The 19,947-nt window shown below is 70.3% G+C and carries 16 protein-coding genes; 10 read left to right on the forward strand and 6 right to left on the reverse strand.

All coding sequences use genetic code 11. The features are described from left to right. Positions 1-139: 139 nt before the first annotated feature. Entirely contained in the window at positions 140-964 is an 825-nt protein-coding gene (locus ABZ532_RS18455; protein ID WP_361284110.1) for a maleylpyruvate isomerase family mycothiol-dependent enzyme, read from the forward strand. Between the two features lie 65 nt (positions 965-1,029). On the opposite strand, the gene ABZ532_RS18460 is transcribed toward ABZ532_RS18455, so the two are convergent. Together ABZ532_RS18460 and ABZ532_RS18465 are read right to left on the reverse strand one after the other, a co-directional pair. Beyond that, a complete protein-coding gene (locus ABZ532_RS18460) occupies positions 1,030-2,277 on the reverse strand; it encodes an MFS transporter (protein ID WP_361284113.1) in 1,248 nt (415 codons plus the stop codon). A 71-nt stretch (positions 2,278-2,348) separates the two neighbouring features. Continuing rightward, positions 2,349-2,990, reverse strand: a complete 642-nt coding sequence (locus ABZ532_RS18465) for a GntR family transcriptional regulator (protein WP_361284116.1) — start codon at positions 2,988-2,990, stop codon at positions 2,349-2,351. 236 nt (positions 2,991-3,226) lie between these two features. Here ABZ532_RS18465 and ABZ532_RS18470 point away from each other — a divergent pair, with 236 nt between their 5' ends. Beyond that, a complete protein-coding gene (locus tag ABZ532_RS18470) occupies positions 3,227-4,165 on the forward strand; it encodes a serine hydrolase (protein WP_361284120.1) in 939 nt (312 codons plus the stop codon). A gap of 70 nt (positions 4,166-4,235) precedes the next feature. Here ABZ532_RS18470 and ABZ532_RS18475 read toward each other — a convergent pair whose 3' ends face one another. From ABZ532_RS18475 to pdhA, 3 genes are read right to left on the reverse strand one after another with little or no spacing between them, the layout of a single operon-like run. Further along, the gene (locus ABZ532_RS18475; RefSeq protein WP_361284123.1) at positions 4,236-5,675 is read right to left on the reverse strand and encodes a dihydrolipoamide acetyltransferase family protein; all 1,440 of its coding nucleotides are present in this window, start codon (positions 5,673-5,675) and stop codon (positions 4,236-4,238) included. Positions 5,676-5,685: 10 nt separating this feature from the next. Further along, positions 5,686-6,666: an alpha-ketoacid dehydrogenase subunit beta gene (locus tag ABZ532_RS18480; protein WP_361284126.1), complete on the reverse strand. Its 981-nt coding sequence runs from the start codon at positions 6,664-6,666 to the stop codon at positions 5,686-5,688. A gap of 3 nt (positions 6,667-6,669) precedes the next feature. Next, positions 6,670-7,932 (reverse strand): pyruvate dehydrogenase (acetyl-transferring) E1 component subunit alpha, encoded by a 1,263-nt coding sequence (gene pdhA / locus ABZ532_RS18485; RefSeq protein WP_361284129.1) that lies wholly within the window; start codon positions 7,930-7,932, stop codon positions 6,670-6,672. Between the two features lie 346 nt (positions 7,933-8,278). On the opposite strand from pdhA, the gene ABZ532_RS18490 reads away from it, so the two are divergent. After that, positions 8,279-8,938 (forward strand): response regulator transcription factor, encoded by a 660-nt coding sequence (locus ABZ532_RS18490; protein ID WP_361284132.1) that lies wholly within the window; start codon positions 8,279-8,281, stop codon positions 8,936-8,938. A 117-nt stretch (positions 8,939-9,055) separates the two neighbouring features. After that, entirely contained in the window at positions 9,056-10,072 is a 1,017-nt protein-coding gene (locus ABZ532_RS18495; RefSeq protein ID WP_361284135.1) for a phosphotransferase, read from the forward strand. An 81-nt stretch (positions 10,073-10,153) separates the two neighbouring features. Here ABZ532_RS18495 and ABZ532_RS18500 read toward each other — a convergent pair whose 3' ends face one another. Further along, positions 10,154-11,830 (reverse strand): protein kinase, encoded by a 1,677-nt coding sequence (locus ABZ532_RS18500; RefSeq protein WP_361284138.1) that lies wholly within the window; start codon positions 11,828-11,830, stop codon positions 10,154-10,156. Between the two features lie 369 nt (positions 11,831-12,199). Between ABZ532_RS18500 and ABZ532_RS18505 the strand changes: the two genes are divergently transcribed. The 6 genes from ABZ532_RS18505 to ABZ532_RS18530 all read left to right on the forward strand — a co-directional run bounded on the left by ABZ532_RS18505 (position 12,200) and on the right by ABZ532_RS18530 (position 19,858). Next, positions 12,200-13,927 (forward strand): protein kinase, encoded by a 1,728-nt coding sequence (locus tag ABZ532_RS18505; protein WP_361284141.1) that lies wholly within the window; start codon positions 12,200-12,202, stop codon positions 13,925-13,927. Positions 13,928-14,137: 210 nt separating this feature from the next. After that, positions 14,138-14,701: a hypothetical protein gene (locus tag ABZ532_RS18510; protein ID WP_361284144.1), complete on the forward strand. Its 564-nt coding sequence runs from the start codon at positions 14,138-14,140 to the stop codon at positions 14,699-14,701. A 132-nt stretch (positions 14,702-14,833) separates the two neighbouring features. Continuing rightward, positions 14,834-15,466, forward strand: a complete 633-nt coding sequence (locus tag ABZ532_RS18515) for a PadR family transcriptional regulator (RefSeq protein ID WP_361284147.1) — start codon at positions 14,834-14,836, stop codon at positions 15,464-15,466. Between the two features lie 136 nt (positions 15,467-15,602). Next, positions 15,603-16,376, forward strand: coding sequence for an ABC transporter ATP-binding protein (locus ABZ532_RS18520; RefSeq protein WP_361284150.1), 774 nt, complete (start codon positions 15,603-15,605; stop codon positions 16,374-16,376). Then, positions 16,373-19,216: an ABC transporter permease gene (locus ABZ532_RS18525; RefSeq protein ID WP_361284153.1), complete on the forward strand. Its 2,844-nt coding sequence runs from the start codon at positions 16,373-16,375 to the stop codon at positions 19,214-19,216. Before ABZ532_RS18520 ends, ABZ532_RS18525 begins: the two co-directional genes overlap by 4 nt. Positions 19,217-19,318: 102 nt before the next feature. Then, the gene (locus tag ABZ532_RS18530; protein WP_361284156.1) at positions 19,319-19,858 is read left to right on the forward strand and encodes a bacterial proteasome activator family protein; all 540 of its coding nucleotides are present in this window, start codon (positions 19,319-19,321) and stop codon (positions 19,856-19,858) included. The last annotated feature ends 89 nt before the right edge of the window (positions 19,859-19,947 follow it).

A 19,947-nucleotide genomic window follows, 5' to 3' on the forward strand; every position in this document is an offset into this window, starting at 1 on the left:
GTCAGCCAGCCCTACGATCGTCGTCCGAAAGCACTGCCGGGGTGCCTTCCGGCAGCGTACTGTTCTGTTCCGGGGGCCGCCCCCAGGACCCCCGGCCGCTGCCCAGCAACCAGCCCGCGCACAACCGTCGAGGGGTTCCGTGACCGTCCATCCCAGTCTCCAGACTTACGCCGACGCCTGGAACCACTCCATCGAAGCGATATCCGAGCTGGTGCAGCCGCTTGTCGAGGGCGAGTGGAACCGCCCGACTCCGTGCCCCGGTTGGTCGGTGCGCGACATCGTGTCGCACATCATCGGCATGGAGTGCGAGATGCTCGGCGATCCCCGGCCGATCCACAGCCTGCCCCGCGATCTCTACCATGTGCGCAGCGAGTTCGCGCGCTACATGGAGATGCAGGTCGATGTGCGGCGCCACCACACCGGGCCCGAGATGACGGCCGAGCTCGAGTACACGATCATCCGGCGCAACCGTCAGATACGGAACGAGAACCGCACCCCCGACACCTTGATGCGTGCCCCGCTGGGCGCCGAGCAGACACTGGAACTGGCCTACCGGATGCGGGCGGCCGATGTCTGGCTGCACGAGCAGGACCTCCGCACGGTCCTCGGCAGGCCGGGCAACCTCGATGCCCCCGGCGCCCATATCGTCCGCGACAACTTCCTGACGGTCCTGCCCAAGGTAGTCGCCCGGGACGCGGGCGCCCCGCCGCGCTCCACGGTGGTCTTCGACGTCAGCGGGCCGCTGGAGTTCCTGCGTACGGTGCGGATCGACGCGGAGGGGCGGGGCACGATCGACGGGGCTCCGGCGCTGGGTCCGGCCGTGTCCTTCGCCCTGGACTGGGAGACGTACGTACGGCTGGCGGCGGGCCGGGTGAAGCCCGCGGCCGTGGCCGACCGGATCAAGGTCGAGGGTGACGCGGATCTGGCCGCGGCGATCCTGGACCGCTTCGCGGTCACCCCGTAGCGCCCGTCCCGGGGTGCCGCACGGCGGCAGCGCGGGGCGAACGCGGACCCCACCGCGCGGCCCGCTCACACCGGTACGTGCACGGCCTCCACCCGGCTGGCCACCAGCCGGTCGCGCTCGCGGCGTGCCGTGCGGGCGCGCAGCCGCAGGATCTGGGCGACTCCCAGGGTCTGGAGGACGAAGACGGAGGCGAAGGCGATCCGGTAGTTGTCTCCGGTCATGTCCAGCAGCACGCCCACCGCGAACAGAGTCGTCATCGAGGCCACGAAACCGCCCATGTTGACGATTCCGGAGGCCGTGCCCTGACGCTGGGGCGGATTCGCGGGGCGTGCGAAGTCAAAACCGATCATGGAGGCGGGGCCGCAGGCACCGAGCACCACGCACAGCGTGATCAGCAGCCAGGACGGGGCCTGTTCGCCCGGGTACGCGAGGGTCGCCGCCCACAGCAGGGCGGTGGCCGCGACCGTGCCGAGCGCGAGGGGAGCCCGGGCGGCATGGTGCCGGGCGACGACCTGCCCGTATACGAGCCCCACGACCATGTTGGTGACCACCACCAGCGTGAGCAGCTCGCCCGCGGCCTCCCGTGACCGCCCCTGGTCCTCGACCAGGAAGGGCATGCCCCACAGCAGCAGGAACACCATCGCGGGGAACTGGGTGGTGAAGTGCACCCACATCCCGAGCCGGGTGCCGGGCTCGCGCCAGGCCGCGGCTATCTGCCGGCGGACGAAGGCGGCGCCGCTGTGCGGGACCGGTGCGGGGGCGTGGCCCTCGGGGTGGTCCCTCAGGAAGAGCGACACCAGTACGAGCACGACGACCCCGGCCAGGGCGCTGCCCGCGAAGGTCGCGGTCCAGCCGAGCCCGTGCAGCAGCCGTGAGACGGCGATGGTCGAGACGAGATTGCCCGCCATCCCGAACAGCGCGGCGACCTGGGCGATCATCGGGCCGCGCCGGGCCGGGAACCAGCGGGCGCCGAGCCGCAGCACGCTGATGAACGTCATCGCGTCGCCGCAGCCGAGCAGTGCGCGGGAGGCGAGGGCCGTTCCGTAGGAGGGGGAGAGCGCGAAGCCGAGCTGTCCGGCCGTGAACAGCACGACCCCGAGGGTGAGGACCTTCTTGGTGCCGAGCCGGTCGACCATCAGACCGACGGGTATCTGCATGCCCGCGTAGACGAGCAGCTGGAGTATGGAGAAGGTGGACAGCGCTGAGGCGTTGACATGGAAACGGTCGGCGGCGTCGAGTCCGGCGACGCCCAGGGACGTCCGGAAGATCACGGCCACGAAGTAGACGGCGACGCCGATGCCCCAGACCGCCAAGGCCCGACGCCCACCGGGCGGATCAGCAGGGGGGCAACCGGCGCCGGCTGGGCCGGCGGAGCTGGTGTCGCTCACCGGTCCTCACCCCGCACCAGTACCTTCACCCAGCCCAGGTGTCTGCGCACGCACTCCGCCGCGCCCTCGGTGTCACCGGCCTTGATGGCCTCCAGCAACTCGGCGTGTTCGGTGATGTTCTTGGTGACCCGCTCGGGCTGGGCGTGCATCAGAGCGACGCCCATCCGTAGTTGCCGGTCGCGCAGCTGGTCGTAGAGGCGGGCGAGGATCTGGTTTCCGGCGTGCTGGACGATCTCGGCGTGGAAGCGGCGGTCGGTGGCGGCGACCGCGGCGAGGTCGCCTTCCTCGGCCCGGCGACGCTGCTCGTCCACCAGCGCCGCCAGCCGTTCGACGAGCGCGGCGGGCGCCGGGACGGACCTGCGGACGGCGAACTCCTCCACCAGCAGCCGGGTCTCGATCACATCCGCGATCTCCTGCGCGGAGACGGCGAGCACCAGGGCGCCCTTCTTGGGATAGAGCTTGAGCAGCCCCTCCATCTCCAGCTTGAGCAGGGCTTCGCGCACCGGGGTGCGGGAGACCCCGACCGCCTCGGCGAGCTCGCCTTCGGTGAGGAGCGTGCCGCCCTCATAACGGCGGTCCAGTACGGCCTGCTTGATGTGGGCGTAGACACGGTCGGCGGCAGGGGCGGCGGCTGGCATGCGCACAGCATAGATACAACAGAGGTACATCAGGAGACCCCGTCCAGCATTCAGGACAGGGCACCCCAGGGCGACAAGGGAGAGCGAAGGACGGTGGACAGCAGGGGCAGCAGGGGAGGAAAGGGACCCCCCATGGAAGACGGAGTGAGATCTGCACAACTTCCGTACATCCGTAGGGCGCCCTCCGTCGTCTCACATGTCGACAGATGACGTATACGCCAAAACGGAGCGTTCCCTTGATAACCAGCCTCACCGGCGTGCGCAGAGCCGCGACAGCGGTTCTCGCTGGCGGCCTGCTGCTGACGGTCTCGCCCCTCGCGGCTCCGGCCCAGGCGGCGACCCAGCCCATCCCGTCCATCAGCGCCAAGGGCGGATTCCTGCTCGACCAGGCGGATGGCAAGGCCATCTACGGCAAGGCGAACAACACCCGGCGCCAGATGGCCAGCACCACCAAGCTCGTGACGGCCATCACGGTGCTCACCCAGACCGGTGTGGACCTCAACAAGAAGGTCACCGTCAAGCAGGCCTACCGTGACTACGTGACCCGCGAGGGCGCGAGCACCGCCGACCTGCGCACGGGCGACAAGCTGACCGTCCGCCAGCTGCTGTCCGCGCTGATGCTGCCGTCCGGCTGCGACGCCGCGTACGCGCTCGCCGACACCTTCGGCACCGGCTCGACCCGCACCGCCCGCACCCAGTCGTTCATCGGGAAGATGAACAAGAAGGCCACCCAGCTCGGCCTGACGAACACGAAGTTCGACTCGTTCGACGGCATCTCCCCCACGGGCAACAACTACACGACCCCGTGGGACCTGGCGAAGCTCGCCCGTCACGCGATGAGCAGCTCCGTCTTCCGCGATGTCGTCAAGGCGACCTCGTACAAGACCACCGCGCCCACCAGCACCGGCGGCACCCGCACCTACACCTGGTACAACACCAACAAGCTGCTGGGCTCCTACAGCGGCGCGATCGGTGTGAAGACCGGCACCGGTACGGCCGCCGGCCCCTGCCTGGTGTTCGCCGCCACCCGCAACGGCAAGACCTACACCGGTGTGGTGCTCAACGGCACCGACCGCTTCAACGACGCGGCCAAGCTGCTGGACTTCGGCTTCGGCTCGTCGACGGCGCGCACGATGAAGCTGCGCTCGCTGCCGGTCGACGCACAGCGCGACTGATCCGGTCACTCGCACAACGCTGAAGGGCCCGTCCTCCCGGACGGGCCCTTCAGGGTTCATCAGACGTTGATCACGCCCAGGTGATCAGCCGCTTCGGCTGCTCCAGGACGGCGGCGATGTCCGCCAGCACCTTCGAGCCGAGCTCGCCGTCCACCAGCCGGTGGTCGAACGACAGCGCCAGCGTGGTGACATGGCGCGGCTTGACCTTGCCCTTGTGGACCCAGGGCTGGAGCTTGATGGCACCCACCGCGAGGATCGCGGACTCACCCGGGTTGAGGATCGGCGTACCGGTGTCGACGCCGAACACGCCGACGTTGGTGATGGTCACCGTGCCGCCCTGCATGGCGGCGGGCGTGGTCTTGCCCTCCCGGGCCGTGCCCACCAATTCACCGAGGGACTCGGCAAGCTGCGGCAGGGTCTTGTCGTGCGCGTCCTTGATGTTCGGCACGATCAGACCGCGCGGGGTGGCGGCGGCGATGCCCAGGTTCACGTAGTGCTTGAGCACGATCTCCTGGTTCGCCTCGTCCCAGGAGGCGTTGACCTCCGGATTGCGCTTGATCGCGACCAGCAGGGCCTTGGCCACCAGCAGCAGCGGGTTCACCCGCAGCCCGGCCATGTCCTTGTCGCCCTTGAGCTCCTCGACCAGCCGCATCGTGCGCGTGACGTCGACCGTCACGAACTCGGTGACATGCGGTGCCGTGAAGGCGCTGCCGACCATCGCCTGTGCGGTGACCTTCCGTACGCCCTTGACGGGGACACGGGTCTCCCGGGCACCGGCCGCCACCGGGACCGCGGCGGCCACCGCCACCCCGGGCTCCGGGGTCCCCGCGGGGATGTCGGCCGGGGCCGCGGGCGCGACCGCGGCGTGGACGTCCTCGCGGGTGATGACGCCGTCAGGACCGGTGGGCACGACCGTCGCGAGGTCGACCCCGAGGTCCTTGGCCAGCTTGCGGACCGGCGGCTTGGCCAGCGGGCGGGCCGCGGTCGGCACCGAGGACGCAGCGGAACCGTGGCCGTTGAGCTCGGCCTGTACGGCAGCCGCGGCCTGGTTCTGCTCCGGTACCGACGTGCCCTTGCGCGGGCGGCGCTTGGTGGAGGACTCGGCCACGCCGTAACCGACGAGCACCGGCTGGCGGCTGGCCGGCTTGTCGTCCGTGTCCTTGGCCGCGGGCTCGGCGGCGGCGAGCGCCGGCTCGGTCGCCGCCGGGGGCGGCTCCTCGACCGGGCCGGAGCCCGGCGCCACGTCCACCGTGATGATCGCGGTGCCCACATCCACCGTGGTGCCCTCGCCGAAGCGCAGCTCGTGCACCACGCCGTCGTACGGGATCGGCAGCTCCACGGCCGCCTTCGCCGTCTCTACCTCGCACACGACCTGGCCGTCGGTGACGGTGTCGCCGGGCTGGACGAACCACTTGAGGATCTCGGCCTCGGTGAGTCCCTCGCCCACGTCGGGCATCTTGAACTCACGGAAGCGTGCGGAAGTCGCGGGGTTTTCCGTCATCGTCGTCACGACCTTCTCCTCAGTACGCCAGCGAGCGGTCGACGGCGTCGAGCACCCGGTCGAGCCCCGGCAGGTACTCCTCCTCCACCCGGGCCGGCGGATACGGGGCGTGGAAGCCGCCCACGCGCAGCACCGGCGCCTCCAGGTGGTAGAAGCACCGCTCGGTGATACGGGCGGCGATCTCCGCGCCGGCGCCGTAGAACACCGGGGCCTCGTGGACCACCACGAGCCTGCCCGTCTTCTCGACGGACCGCTGGATGGCGTCGAAGTCGATCGGGGACATCGAGCGCAGGTCGAGGACCTCCACCGACTTGCCCTCCTCCTGGGCCGCCGCGGCGGCCTCCAGGCAGACCTTCACCATCGGGCCGTAGGCCGCGAGGGTGACGCCGGTGCCGGTGCGGGCGACCCGGGCCGCGTGCAGCGGGTCCGGGATGGCCTCGATGTCGACCTCGGCCTTGTCCCAGTAACGCCGCTTGGGCTCGAAGAAGATCACCGGGTCATCGCTCTGGATGGCCTGCTGAAGCATCCAGTAGCCGTCGGACGCGTTCGACGGGGAGACCACCTTGAGCCCCGGCACGTGCGCGAACAGCGCCTCGGGGGATTCGGAGTGGTGCTCCACCGCGCCGATGCCGCCGCCGTAAGGGATGCGGACGACGACCGGAAGCTTGATCTTGCCGAGGGCACGGGCGTGCATCTTGGCGAGCTGGGTGACGATCTGGTCGTACGCCGGGAAGACGAAGCCGTCGAACTGGATCTCGACCACCGGGCGGTAGCCGCGCAGCGCGAGGCCGATCGCGGTGCCGACGATTCCGGACTCGGCGAGCGGCGTGTCGATGACCCGCTCCTCGCCGAAGTCCTTCTGGAGCCCGTCGGTGATCCGGAAGACCCCGCCGAGCTTGCCGACGTCCTCACCCATGATGAGGACCTTGGGGTCGGTGTCGAGGGCCTTGCGCAGCGATTCGTTGAGCGCCTTCGCGAGGGACATCTTCTCTGCGGTCATGGCTTACTTGCCCTCCTGGGAGGCGTCCGCGAAGGACGCCTGGTACGCGGCGAACCCGGCGCGCTCCTCGTCGACCAGCGCATGGCCGTCCGCGTAGACATGGTCGAACATCGACATGTCGTCCGGGTCGGGCATCGCTCGCACGGCCTCGCGCACCCGCTTGGCCAGCACGTCGCTCTCCTCGTCGAGCGCGGTGAAGAAGGCCTCGTCGGCGTGGCCCTGCGCCTCCAGGTACCGGCGCAGCCGCAGGATCGGGTCCTTGGCCTCCCAGGCCGCCCGCTCGTCGTCGTGGCGGTAGCGGGTCGGGTCGTCGGACGTGGTGTGGGCACCCATCCGGTACGTGAACGCCTCGACCAGGGTCGGGCCCTCGCCGCGCCGGGCGCGCTCCAGGGCGGAGCGGGTCACGGCGAGGCAGGCGAGTACGTCGTTGCCGTCCACGCGGACGCCGGGGAAGCCGAAGCCGCGGGCGCGCTGGTAGAGCGGGACGCGGGTCTGGCGCTCGGTGGGCTCGGAGATGGCCCACTGGTTGTTCTGGCAGAAGAACACCACCGGGGCGTTGTAGACCGCCGAGAAGGTGAAGGCCTCGGCCACGTCGCCCTGGCTGGAGGCGCCGTCGCCGAAGTAGGCGATGACCGCGGAGTCCGCGCCGTCCTTGGCGACACCCATCGCGTATCCGGTCGCGTGCAGCGTCTGCGAGCCGATCACGATCGTGTACAGGTGGAAGTTGTTGCTGTTCGGGTCCCATCCACCGTGGTTCACGCCGCGGAACATGCCGAGCAGGTTCGTCGGGTCGACCCCGCGGCACCAGGCGACGCCGTGCTCACGGTAGGTGGGGAAGACGTAGTCGTCGTCGCGCAGGGCGCGGCCGGAGCCGATCTGCGCGGCCTCCTGGCCGAGCAGCGAGGCCCACAGGCCCAGCTCGCCCTGGCGCTGGAGGGCCGTCGCCTCCGAGTCGAAACGGCGGGTGAGCACCATGTCGCGGTAGAGCCCGCGGAATTCCTCGGGGCTCAGGTCGACGTCGTAGTCCGGATGCGCCACCCGCTCGCCCTCGGGCGTCAGCAGCTGCACGAGCTCGGGCTCGGTACGCCCGGCCTGCTCGCTCTGCTGCCCTGCCTGCTGCGGCTTGGCGGCGCTTTTCTTCGCCACGGTGCGCTTGGTAGCGGCCTTGGCCGCGGTCGCGCTCGTATCGGCGCTCTTCTCGGCTCCGGCGCTGACGCGCTTACTGCTGCGGCGCGGTTTGCTCGCGGCAGTGCTCTCCACGGTCACGTGCGTGCTCCTCCGTCGGTCCGGCCCCCGGGATCCGCCGGGTACCAGTGCGGCTCACCTGTGCCCGTACCCGGGCACGGGGTGGGTGCACCGTTGGGTATCCGTCGGGAAACAGGCGTGACAGGTGCCCCGGCGTGCTCCCTGTCACAGGCACGTTACCCAGTGGACCGCATTCCTGCGAAACCCCATTTGACCTGCGATTTTGCTTGGATATCCAAGTAAATCGGGAAACGGGGGAACCGCAGCAGGTCAGAGCACTGGTCACGGCCATGCAGGCCGCCGGAACACGGGCACGGTATCCCGGGTACCCCGGGCACGGGAAGAGCCAATATGTGAGACTTACTTTGTGCCCGAATCGCGAAAAATCACGGTATTCCTGCTGGACGACCATGAGATCGTCCGCCGCGGCGTGCACGAATTGCTCTCCATGGATGACGGCATCGAGATCGTCGGGGAGGCCGGTACGGCGGCGGACGCCCTGGTGAGAATTCCCGCTGTACGGCCGGATGTGGCCGTTCTGGACGTACGCCTTCCGGATGGCAGCGGGGTCGAGGTCTGCCGCGAGGTGCGCTCCCAGAACGAGGACATCAAGTGCCTGATGCTCACCTCGTACGCCGATGACGAGGCACTTTTCGACGCGATCATGGCCGGGGCCTCCGGTTACGTCCTCAAGGCGATCCGCGGCAGCGAACTGCTGGCGGCGGTGAAGGACGTGGCCGCGGGCAAGTCGCTGCTCGACCCGGTGGCCACCGCGCGCGTACTGGAGCGGCTGCGGGACGGCAGCAGTCCGCACACCGACGACAAACTCACCAATCTGACCGACCAGGAACGCAGGATCCTGGACCTGATCGGCGAGGGTCTGACCAACCGGGCGATCGGCGAGCGGCTGCACCTCGCCGAGAAGACGATCAAGAACTATGTCTCGGGACTGCTCGCCAAGCTGGGCATGGAGCGGCGTTCGCAAGCCGCCGCGTACGTGGCTCGGATGCAGGCGGAACGACACTGAGAGTGGCCGCGTCCGGCCGGCTCCGACCGACTGTGCCGGCCCTGTCCCGGCCTGAGCCATCCGGAGCATTCCGAAGAGCGACACGCGCGACACGCTGAGTGATCTATCATTTGGCGGGTGCCGCGCTCATTTGCTACTGCTCCACCTCCGCTGGGTGAACTGCTGCGGCGGTACGAGAACCCCGGCGAGCCCCTCTCCTGCGAGCCCGTCACCCAGGGCCTCCTCAACCGCGGCTACCGGCTCGCCACCACCCGCGGTGCCTACTTCCTCAAGCACCACCTGGACGCGCCCACCGCCGACCGGGCCACCATCGTGCGCCAACACCGCGCCACCCAGCGGCTCCAGTCCCTGGGCGTCCCCGTCGCCCCACCCGTCCAGGACACCGCGGGCGACACCGTCGCCGTGATCGGCGGGCGCTGCTACGCCCTGCACCCCTGGGTGGACGGACGACACCGGGTGGGTGCCCAGCTCACCACGGCCGAGTCACGGCGGCTCGGCGCCCTGCTCGGCCGGGTGCACACCGGGCTCGACCAGGTCATGGAAGCAGACGGACAGCCCGGGGAGCATGACAGCGCGGACCCGGACGAGACCTTCGCGCTGATCGACGAGCTGCTGGAGCTGGCCCGCAGCCACAGCCCCCGGGACACCTTCGACCTGCTCGCCGAACACCGACTGCGGGAGCGCAGGTCCCTGCTGGAGCGCCACGCGCACCGCCGGCCGCCGGCCGGCTCGGCGAGCGGCTGGGTGCACGGGGACTTCCATCCGCTGAACCTGCTCTACCGGGGCGGGGAGCCGGCGGCGATCGTGGACTGGGACCGGCTGGGCGTACAGCCACGGGCCGAAGAAGCCGTACGGGCAGCGGCGATCTTCTTCGTACGGCCGTCAGGGGTGCTGGAGCTGCCGAAGGTAAGGGCCTATGCGCGGGCGTACCGGCGCGCGGCGGGCGCGGACAGCGCGGAGCTGGCGGCGGCCGTGCACCGGGTGTGGTGGGAGCGGCTCAACGACTTCTGGATACTGCGCTGGCGCTACCAGCTGCACGACCGCAGGGCCGACCCGCAGTTTCCGGCGGTGTCGGCCCTGGCGGTGTGGTGGACGAGGGAGTACGAGGCGGTGTGCGAGGCCTTCGCGGGGTGAGCGGAGGCGGTGCCGTGCATGCGGGACCCCCGTGGCCCCGCGTCGGTCTCGCCGCCCCGCGCTGCCCCTGCGGGCCCGGGCTCAGCCCGCGCCCGCGTCCGTCCCCGCGTCCGTGCCCGCGTCCGTACCCGTCGACGTACCGGCATCGGTGCCCGCGTCCGTACCCGTCGACGTACCGGCGTCCGTCCCCGCGTCCGTACCCGTCGACGTACCGGCGTCCGTCCCCGCGTCCGTACCGGCGTCGGTGCCCGCGTCCGTACCGGCGTCGGTGCCCGCGTCGGTGCCCGCGTCGGTACCCGTCGACGTACCGGCGTCGGTGCCCGCGTCCGTACCGGCGTCGGTACCCGTCGACGTGCTCGGGGACTGCTCGGTGGACGGGCTGTGCTGCTCCTTCGGGTCCTCGGGCGTCCAGTCGCCGCCCTGGCTGCCCCCGTTGTCGGAGCTGGACTCCTCGGGCTGCTGCTCTTCCTTCTCGGGCTCCACCGGCTCGGGGCTCGACTCCTGCTTCTTCTCAGGGGTCTTGGTGACCGGCGTCTGCTGCTTCTGATCGTTGGTGGTGTCGTTCGCCCGGTTCAGCGCGAAGGCCACGCCCGCCGTGATGGCGACCAGCGCGAGCGCGACGAACATCAGCACCTTGCCGCGCCCGCCGCCACCGGAATTGCCCTTGCCGCCGTAGCCGCCGCTTCCGTAGCCGCCGTTGTAACCGCCGTCGTCCGGATTGCGCGGCGGGAGGATCGAACCCTGCGGGGTGTCGGCGGAGTTCGGGTGTCCCATCACGGTCGTCGCGGACATCCCCATCGCGGGGGTGTAGCCGACCTCGTGCATCCCGACCGGGCCGGTGTCCCACGTACCGGTGTGGCTGCCCGACTGCTGGAGCATCTGGAGCCCGTACTGCACCAGACCGCGCATCTCCTCGGCGCTCTGGAACCGGTCGTCCGGATCCTTGGCGAGCGCCCGCATGGCCAGCCCGTCCAGCTCGGGTGGTGCCACGTCAGAGACCTCGGACGGCGGCACCGGCATGTCCTGGACATGCTGGTAGACCACGGAAAGCGGGGTCTCACCGGTGAACGGCGGGCGCAGCGCGAGCAGTTCGTAGAGCAGGCAGCCGGTGGCGTACAGGTCGGACCGGTGGTCGACGGCCTTGCCGAGCGCCTGCTCGGGTGAGAGGTACTGCGGGGTGCCCATGACCATGCCGGTCTGGGTCATCGTGGTCGACGCGCCGTGCAGCGCGCGGGCGATGCCGAAGTCCATCACCTTGACCGCGCCGCTGTGGGTGATGATCACGTTGGCGGGCTTGATGTCCCGGTGCACGATGCCGTGCTGGTGCGAGTACGCCAGCGCCTCGAGGACCCCGGACACGATGATCAGCGCCTGCTCGGGCGGCGGCGCCTCCGCATTGACGAGCAGGTCCCGGATCGTGCGGCCCTCGACCAGCTCCATGACGATGTACGGCACGGACTGGCCGCCCACGACATCCTCGCCGGAGTCGTACACGGCCACGATGGCATGGTGGTTGAGCCCGGCGACGGACTGCGCCTCGCGTGTGAAGCGGGCCTTGGAGACCGGGTCCTCGGCAAGGTCGGCGCGGAGCAGCTTGACGGCGACGGTACGCCCGAGCCGTACGTCCTCGGCCGAGAACACCTCGGCCATGCCGCCTCTGCCGAGACGGCCGGTGAGCCGGTAGCGGCCATCACCGACGAGCCCGCCTACAGCGGCATCCGAGACTCCGCCGCTGCTTGCTTCGGGTTCGGGTGCCATCAGTCCTCGCCGTCGTTTCCGTGCCGCCTCGCGCGTCGGCGCGCGCGATGGTCTTCCTTATAGTGCTCAGTACTCTGCCCCGTCACGCTACAGGTTCCGGGAGCCGCCCCGGTCCGGGATCGGCTGGTCGTCAGGTCGTCCGGAACCCCCGTATCGACCCTCCCGCTGTGCGGATACGAGAATCCCCGGGCATCCATTCATGGGATTTCGTGAGTTTCCTGTAACACTCGCCGGACGCTTCTTGTGCGTACGGTCACGGAACGGGCACCCGGCTTGACGTGTACGTCCCCTGCGGCAGACTTGGCCCGTCATACGGATCACCGCCGCAAACGGATCACCGCCGCCGGGGCGCTTAGGGGGAAGCACAGAATGAGCAGCCACGACGGGGCGGACGGGGCGCGAGGCCGCTACGCGGGCGGTTCGCTGGCCGGCGGCAGGTACCAGCTTCGCGATCTGCTCGGCGAGGGCGGAATGGCGTCCGTCTATCTCGCGTACGACAGCGCGCTCGACCGGCAGGTCGCCATCAAGACCCTGCACACCGAGCTCGGCCGTGAGCAGTCCTTCCGTGAGCGCTTCCGCCGGGAGGCCCAGGCCGTCGCCAAGCTGTCGCACACCAACATCGTGTCGGTCTTCGACACGGGCGAGGACGCCGTGGTGTTCGCCGACCCCACCCAGGGCGACGGCGGAGTGATGCCGTACATGGTGATGGAGTACGTCGAGGGGCAGCCGCTCGGCTCGGCCCTCCAGGCGGACATCCGGCAGCACGGGGCGATGCCCGCGGACAGGGCACTCAAGGTGACCTCCGATGTGCTGGCGGCGCTGGAGACCAGCCATGAGGTCGGTCTGGTGCACCGGGACATCAAGCCCGGCAACGTGATGCTGACCAAGCGCGGTGTGGTCAAGGTCATGGACTTCGGTATCGCCCGGGCCATGCAGTCGGGTGTCACGTCGATGACACAGACCGGCATGGTCGTCGGCACCCCGCAGTATCTGTCGCCGGAGCAGGCACTCGGGCGCGGAGTGGACGCCCGCAGCGATCTGTACTCCGTCGGCATCATGCTCTTCCAGCTGCTGACGGGTCGGCTGCCGTTCGACGCCGACTCCCCGCTGGCGATCGCCTACGCGCACGTCCAGGAGGAGCCGGTCGCCCCGTCCTCCATCAACCGCTCGCTGACCCAGGCGATGGACGCGCTGGTGGCCCGCGCGCTGAAGAAGAACCCCAACGAGCGCTTTCCCAGCGCCGCCGCGATGCGGGACGAGTGCATGCGGGTGGCGTCCGCGGGGCAGACCGGCGCGCCGGTGATCATCGCGGGCGGTCCGGCCAACAGCGGGTCGGGCGTCGGCTCGGCGGTCTTCCCGCCGCTGGACCAGTCGCACGCGGGCCCGGCCACGCCGGGTATGCAGCATGTGCAGCAGCCGTACATGCCGCCGACCCCGCTCGGGCCCCAGCATCCGCTGCAGGCGCCGGGGACTGTTCCGGCGCCCGGGCCCTACACCCATCCGGGGGCGTCGCCGGCGCACGGGCAGGCACCGGTGCCCGCGCAGTCGTACGGCTACCCGCAGCAGACCGCGGCACCGGCACCGGCGTACGCACCGCAGACCCCGCCCCCTTCCCCGTACAACACCACCACCAGCACGGGTGGCCAGAGCAGCGGCGGCGGCCGTCGGAACACCCCGGTGATCGTGGGCTCGATCGCGGTCGCCCTGCTGGCGATCGGCGGCCTGCTCGCCGCCATCAACATGGGGGGCGACGACGGCCAGGGGTCGGGCGGCACGGACGGCAAGCCGACGAGCTCGGCGGTGGCCGATCACAAGGGCCCCGACCTGAGCAGGACCATCGACAAGGAGAAGTGCACCTCCCCGCAAGAGGGCAACGATCCCGAGAAGTTCCAGACCCCTGACTTCAAGTGGAAGAACATCACCTCGGTCAAGGACTGCATCCAGGCTGCCGGCTGGGAGATCACCAAGGAGTCGCCGACGGACGAGAACGTGTACGGCGAGGGCACGGTCCTGACGCAGTACCCTCCGGCCGGCACGGAGATCTCAGAGAGCGATGCCAGGTTCACCCTGGAAGTCTCGACGGGCAACCCGGAGTAGCTGCCGGCTTTCGAGCCTTCGGAACCCGTCGCGTGTCACCGGACACCGCGACGGGTTCTTTCACTCGCTTTCGCCTGCTTCTACCTGATGCCATCCCCTCCATCTGGTTTCCTGCGATTTCACCCGCCCAGAACATCCGAGATGCCCGTATTACCCTCTTATGTGACGCTGAGTCTGATATAGCGACACGGCAAGAGAGGGGGCCATGCGATGACTCCAGAGCCCCGGCTCCGCACGCACCGCGCTCCGGCCGCCGCTGCCGTCGCCGCCCTGATGCTGGCCCTGCCGGCCACGGCGTACGCCGGTGAACGCGACACGCACACGGCTCACCTCGCCCCGCTCTTCCCTCTGCCCGCACTCGCGCCCAAGCCCACAGCCCCGCCCTCGCTGGCGGGCCGTGAGGTGGGCGAGGGGCGGCAGCGACCCGGGCGGCGAGCCACGCCGCCGGCGCCCATATCGCCATCGCCACAGCCCCCTTCGGCACCCTTCGCCCCGGTGGCACCCCCGATATCGCCGTCCGTGAAGCGCCCTGCCCCCTTCGCTCCCCTCACACCGGCCACTCCCGCCATGCCCACCCCTTCCGCCGCTTCCCGACCGCCTGTCGCGCCCGTGACTCCCGTCACGTCCGCATCTGCCGCGGCCATCGGTGAGGCCGAGCCCCACGCCGGCCCTCCGGCGCGAGAGCGACGCATCCCCTCGCTGACGCTCGGCACGGGGTTCGCGCTGATGGGACTGGGTCTGGGCTACATAGGGCTGCGCCTGCGGCGGCACTGAGCCAGGCACCGCGGGGCGGACGGCGGGGCCGGGGAAGCCCTTCCCAGGGACCACCGTCCCCCGCAGGACCTACTCCCCGTCTCCCTCTCAGGGCGGTTGTCGGCGACGGCATACTCGGTATACATACTGAGTATGTCGATCCGCCACGGGCTGCTGGCCCTCCTCGAACGGGGCCCCCGCTACGGCTCTCAGCTCCGCACCGAGTTCGAGTCCCGCACGGGTGCCACCTGGCCGCTCAACGTGGGCCAGGTCTATACGACCCTGGGGCGGCTGGAGCGCGACGGGATGGTCGTGCAGGACGGGGAGGACGAGGCGGGGCACGTGCTCTACGCCATCTCCGACACCGGACGGGCCGAGCTGCGGTCCTGGTACGAACGTCCCGTCGACCGCAGCAGTCCGGCCAGGGACGAGCTGTCCATCAAACTCGCCATGGCCGTCGGCACCTCGACGGTCGACATCCGTGAGGTCATCCAGTCCCAGCGCCGCCACACCGTGAAGGCCATGCAGGACTACACCCGCCTCAAGGCGCAGGCACTGGAGACCGAACCCACCGACCGGGCCGACATCGCCTGGCTGCTCGTGCTGGAACAGCTCATCTTCCAGACCGAGGCCGAGGCACGCTGGCTCGATCACTGCGAGGCCCGGCTCATCCGGCTCTCCACAGCGTCGCCACCCCCGGAGCAGGCACCCCCACCCGCCCCTGCTCCCACTCCCGCTCCCGTGGCCGCACGCGCACAGGGCCGCCTGGGGCGGCGGCGCGGCTGACCTCGGTCGCCGTCCCAGCCCACCGCATCCCGTACATCCCATGCGGCAGGTGCCATCGAGCACCTCCGGCCCGTCCCGCTCAGCACATCCGCTCACTCGCGTATGCCCCTGCGTACGCCCAAAGGGGGACCCACCCATGTCCAGCCAGTCACACCAGCAACAGCAGCCACAGCAACAGGGGTCCCGGCACCCTGTGCTCCAGCTCCGCCAGCTCACCCGCGTCCACGGCAGCGGCGCCACCGAGGTACACGCCCTGCGCGGTATCGACCTCGACGTCTACCCGGGTGAACTCGTCGCCGTCATGGGCCCGTCAGGCTCGGGCAAGTCCACCCTGCTCACCATCGCCGGTGGTCTGGACTCCCCGACATCCGGCCAGGTGATCGTGGAGAACACGGACATCACCACCGCCGACCGCAAGACCCTGGCGGCCCTGCGCCGCCGCAGCATCGGCTATGTCTTCCAGGACTACAACCTCATCCCGGCGCTGACCGCCGCCGAGAACATCGCCCTGCCCCGTGAGCTCGACGGCGTCTCCGCCCGCAAGGGCCGCACCGAGGCACTCGCCGCGCTCGAGGAGATGGGGCTGGCCCATCTGGCCGACCGCTTCCCCGACGAGATGTCCGGCGGCCAGCAGCAGCGGGTCGCGATCGCCCGCGCCCTCGTCGGCGAGCGCCGGCTCGTGCTCGCCGACGAGCCCACCGGCGCCCTGGACTCCGAGACGGGTGAGTCCGTGCTCGCCCTGCTCCGTACCCGCTGCGACGCGGGTGCGGCAGGCATCCTCGTCACCCACGAGCCGCGCTTCGCGGCGTGGGCGGACCGGGTGGTCTTCCTGCGCGACGGCGCCGTGGTCGACCAGACCGTGCGCAGCGACGCGGCCTCCCTGCTGAGCGAGCAGGCGGCCGAGCGGTGAAGCACTCGTACCATTCCTGGCGTGCGGCGATACGCATCGCCCGGCGCGACGCCCTGCGTTCCAAGGGACGCAGCTTCCTCGTCCTCGCCATGATCGCGCTGCCCATCATCGGGGTCAGCGCCGCCGATCTGACCCTGCGCAGCGCCGAGCTCTCCACGGAGCAGAGCCTCGAACGCTCGATCGGCGCCGCCGATGCCCGGCTCTCCGGCACCGGCATGGGCGGCGTGGCCATCTACCAGTCCCCTGACGGCACCGACTACGAACCCGTCAAGGACTACGGCGACAAGCCCTATCCCGAGGGCGCGACCGACCTGAAGAAGGCCATCCCCGCAGGGGTGAGGTCCCTGAAGGACTCGACCGGTTCCGCCAAGCTGCGCACCACGCACGGTCTGCTGCACACCGAGGTCCGTGAGCTGAAGGCCGAGGACCCGCTGGCCGCCGGGCTGATGACCCTGCTGAGCGGCCGCTTCCCGCGGGGAGCCGGGGAAGTCGCCGCGAGCACGCATTTCCTGGAGTCGAGCGGGCTGAGTGTCGGCTCCAAGATCACGGCGCGCGGTTTCGACCGCGAGTACACGATCACCGGCTCGTACGAGCTGCCCGGAGCGCTGGAGAGCGACCAGGTCATCGCGCTGCCCGGGGCACTGCTCGACCCGCTCGACAAGGCGCTGCTCGCGGACGACCTGCCCGGGGTCAGCAAGGACACCAGCTATCTGGTGGGCGTTTCGGGTGGTTTCACGTGGAACATGGTCAAGCAGGCCAATGCCAAGGGCGTCGTGGTCGTCTCGCGCTCCGTGCAGCTCGACCCGCCCGCCTCCGCGGATGTCCCGCTGTACCAGACGGGCAAGTGGAACAACTACGAGGCAAGCCCCGCGGCCAAGGCCGCCGCCGTGGCCGCGGCCGCCACCATCGTCGGTCTCGCGATTCTGGAGATCTGCCTGTTGGCCGGTCCCGCCTTCGCCGTGGGCGCCCGGCGCTCGCGCCGGCAGCTCGGACTGGTCGGTGCCAACGGCGGTGACCGCCGCCATATCCGGGCCATCGTCCTCTCGGGCGGTCTGGTGATCGGCGCCGCCGCCGCCGTCGTGGGCACTCTGCTGGGCTTGGCGCTCACCTACGCCCTGCGCCCGCTGCTCGAGGGCTACATCGGCGCCCGCTTCGGCAGCTTCGACATCCGGCCGCTGGAGCTCCTCGGCATCGCCCTGCTCGCCGTGCTCACCGGTCTGCTCGCCGCGATCGTCCCTGCCGTCACCGCGTCCCGGCAGACCGTACTCGCCTCGCTCACCGGTCGGCGCGGCATCCGCCGCAGCAGCCGGGTCCTCCCGCTGATCGGCCTGGCCGCCGTGCTCCTGGGCGCCGGGCTCGCCCTGTACGGCTCGCTCCTCAGCGATCAGCCGATCATCGTCGCGGGTGGAAGTGCCATCGCCGAGCTGGGCGTCGTGGCCATGACCCCCGCCCTGGTCGGCCTCTTCGGCCGGACCGGCCGCTGGCTGCCGCTGTCCCCGCGGCTCGCGCTGCGTGACGCGGTACGCAACCGTGGGCGCACTGCGCCTGCCGTGGCCGCGGTGCTGGCCGCCGTCGCGGGGACGGTCGCCGTCACCACGTACCAGGCGAGCAGGGAGGCCCAGGGCGAGGCCACCTATGTGGCCCAGTTGCCCGCTGGGGCGGTCAGCCTGCTCGTGGACGAGCCGGGTGGCCGGGACGTCGCCCAGGCACGCGAGGCCGCGCAGAAGTACCTGCCGGTCGAGGAGCGGGCCGACGTGGACCGGATCACCGTAGGCAAGAAGCAGTGCACGAGGTACTCCGACGCCTCCGGCTGCGGACTCCACGAGATCGTCATACCGAAGGCGAACGAGTGCCCGCTGTGGGCCAGTGTGCCGGGCGTCGACGACCCCGCAGCGCGGTTCAGCAAGGCCCAGCGCCGGGAGCTCGCCAAGGACTGGCGCTGCAAGGACGACACCGGCTACGAGGCGTACGTCGGCGACGAGAAGCTGCTCAAGGTCCTCGGTATCAACGACCCGGCAGCCGCGAAGGCCCTCGCGGAAGGCAAGGCGGTCTCGTTCGACAAGCGCAATATCGACACCGCCAAGGGCAACAAGGTCGCGATCCGGCTGGTCACCGAGGCCGAGGACGACAAGGCCCAGGCTGCCGGCAAGGAAGCCGAGGGCACGGTCAAGGCGTTCCCCGCCTACCAGATGCCCACGGGCACCAAGTCCTACGGCGTCTCGATGCTCATCCCGCCGTCCGCGGCGAAGTCCGCCGGGCTGATGACCGTGCCGTACGGCGCGTACTACACGACCGACCGTACGCCGAACACCGAACAGAGGCAGAAGCTCGACGCCGAGCTCGACAAGACGGGAGCCGAGGTCAGCCTGCATATCGAGGAGGGCTTTGTCAGCGAGCAGAACATCGTGCTGCTGGCGCTGACCGTCTTCGCCGGGCTGATCACCATCGGCGCCGCGGGAATCGCCACCGGGCTCGCACAGGCGGACGCGGAAGCGGATCTGAAGACCCTGGCCGCCGTGGGCGCTCCGCCCAGGGTGCGCCGCACCCTCAGCGGATTCCAGTGCGGTGTGGTCGCGGCGATGGGCGTGGTGCTGGGCACTGCGGCGGGTGTGCTGCCCGCCGTCGGACTGCGGCTGAGCGAACGCCGCGAGGCGGAGCGCTGGTACCAGCAGGCACTGGACGAGGGCTGGGGCCGGGTGCAGGACCTGCCGCAGGTGCCGATCGTCGTGCCGTGGACCACCCTCGCGGCGCTGCTGATCGCGGTGCCGGTGGGCGCGGCCGTTCTCGCCGCCCTGGTCACACGCTCCCGGGGCGCCGTGGCCAGGCGGGAGGCGACCTGACGGGCGTCCTGCCGTAGGCACGTGTGCCCCCGTGGGAGGGTGGATCACTCTCCCACGGGGGCACACCGTCTGATGAGGCAGTTGTGCGAGAGAATGGGCGGCATGGAGATGCCGAGGAATGAACGGTCGCCGGAGACACCTCATGTCCTCATCGTGGGGCAGGACGGGATGTCGCTCGGCGGCGGTCAAGCTGACGACGAGTCGCGCGAGGTCCCCGTGACGGACATGGTCGAACAGCCGGCGAAGGTCATGCGCATCGGCAGCATGATCAAGCAACTACTGGAAGAGGTAAGGGCGGCTCCTCTCGACGAGGCAAGCCGCGTCAGGCTCAAGGAGATCCACCGGGGCTCCGTCAAGGAACTCGAAGACGGACTGGCTCCTGAACTGGTCGCAGAACTCGAGCGTCTCTCCCTGCCGTTCACCGATGACGCGGTGCCATCGGAAGCGGAACTGCGCATCGCGCAGGCTCAGTTGGTCGGCTGGCTGGAGGGGCTCTTCCACGGTATCCAGACGGCGTTGTTCGCCCAGCAGATGGCGGCCCGCGCCCAGCTCGAACAGATGCGCCGTGCGCTTCCGCCCGGTGCTCCCACGGACGATGACGACTCGTCGCACGGCGCGATCCGCTCCGGCCCGTATCTCTGACTCCCCGACTCCTGACCGTGTTCGCGTCTGCGGCTGCGGCGTACCCGCACCGGATCTGACTGACGGCCGGGCTCTGTTTCACAGCAGAG

Origin of the sequence: Streptomyces sp. NPDC019396, assembly GCF_040632375.1 — a bacterium.
Taxonomy (GTDB): Bacteria; Actinomycetota; Actinomycetes; order Streptomycetales; family Streptomycetaceae; genus Streptomyces.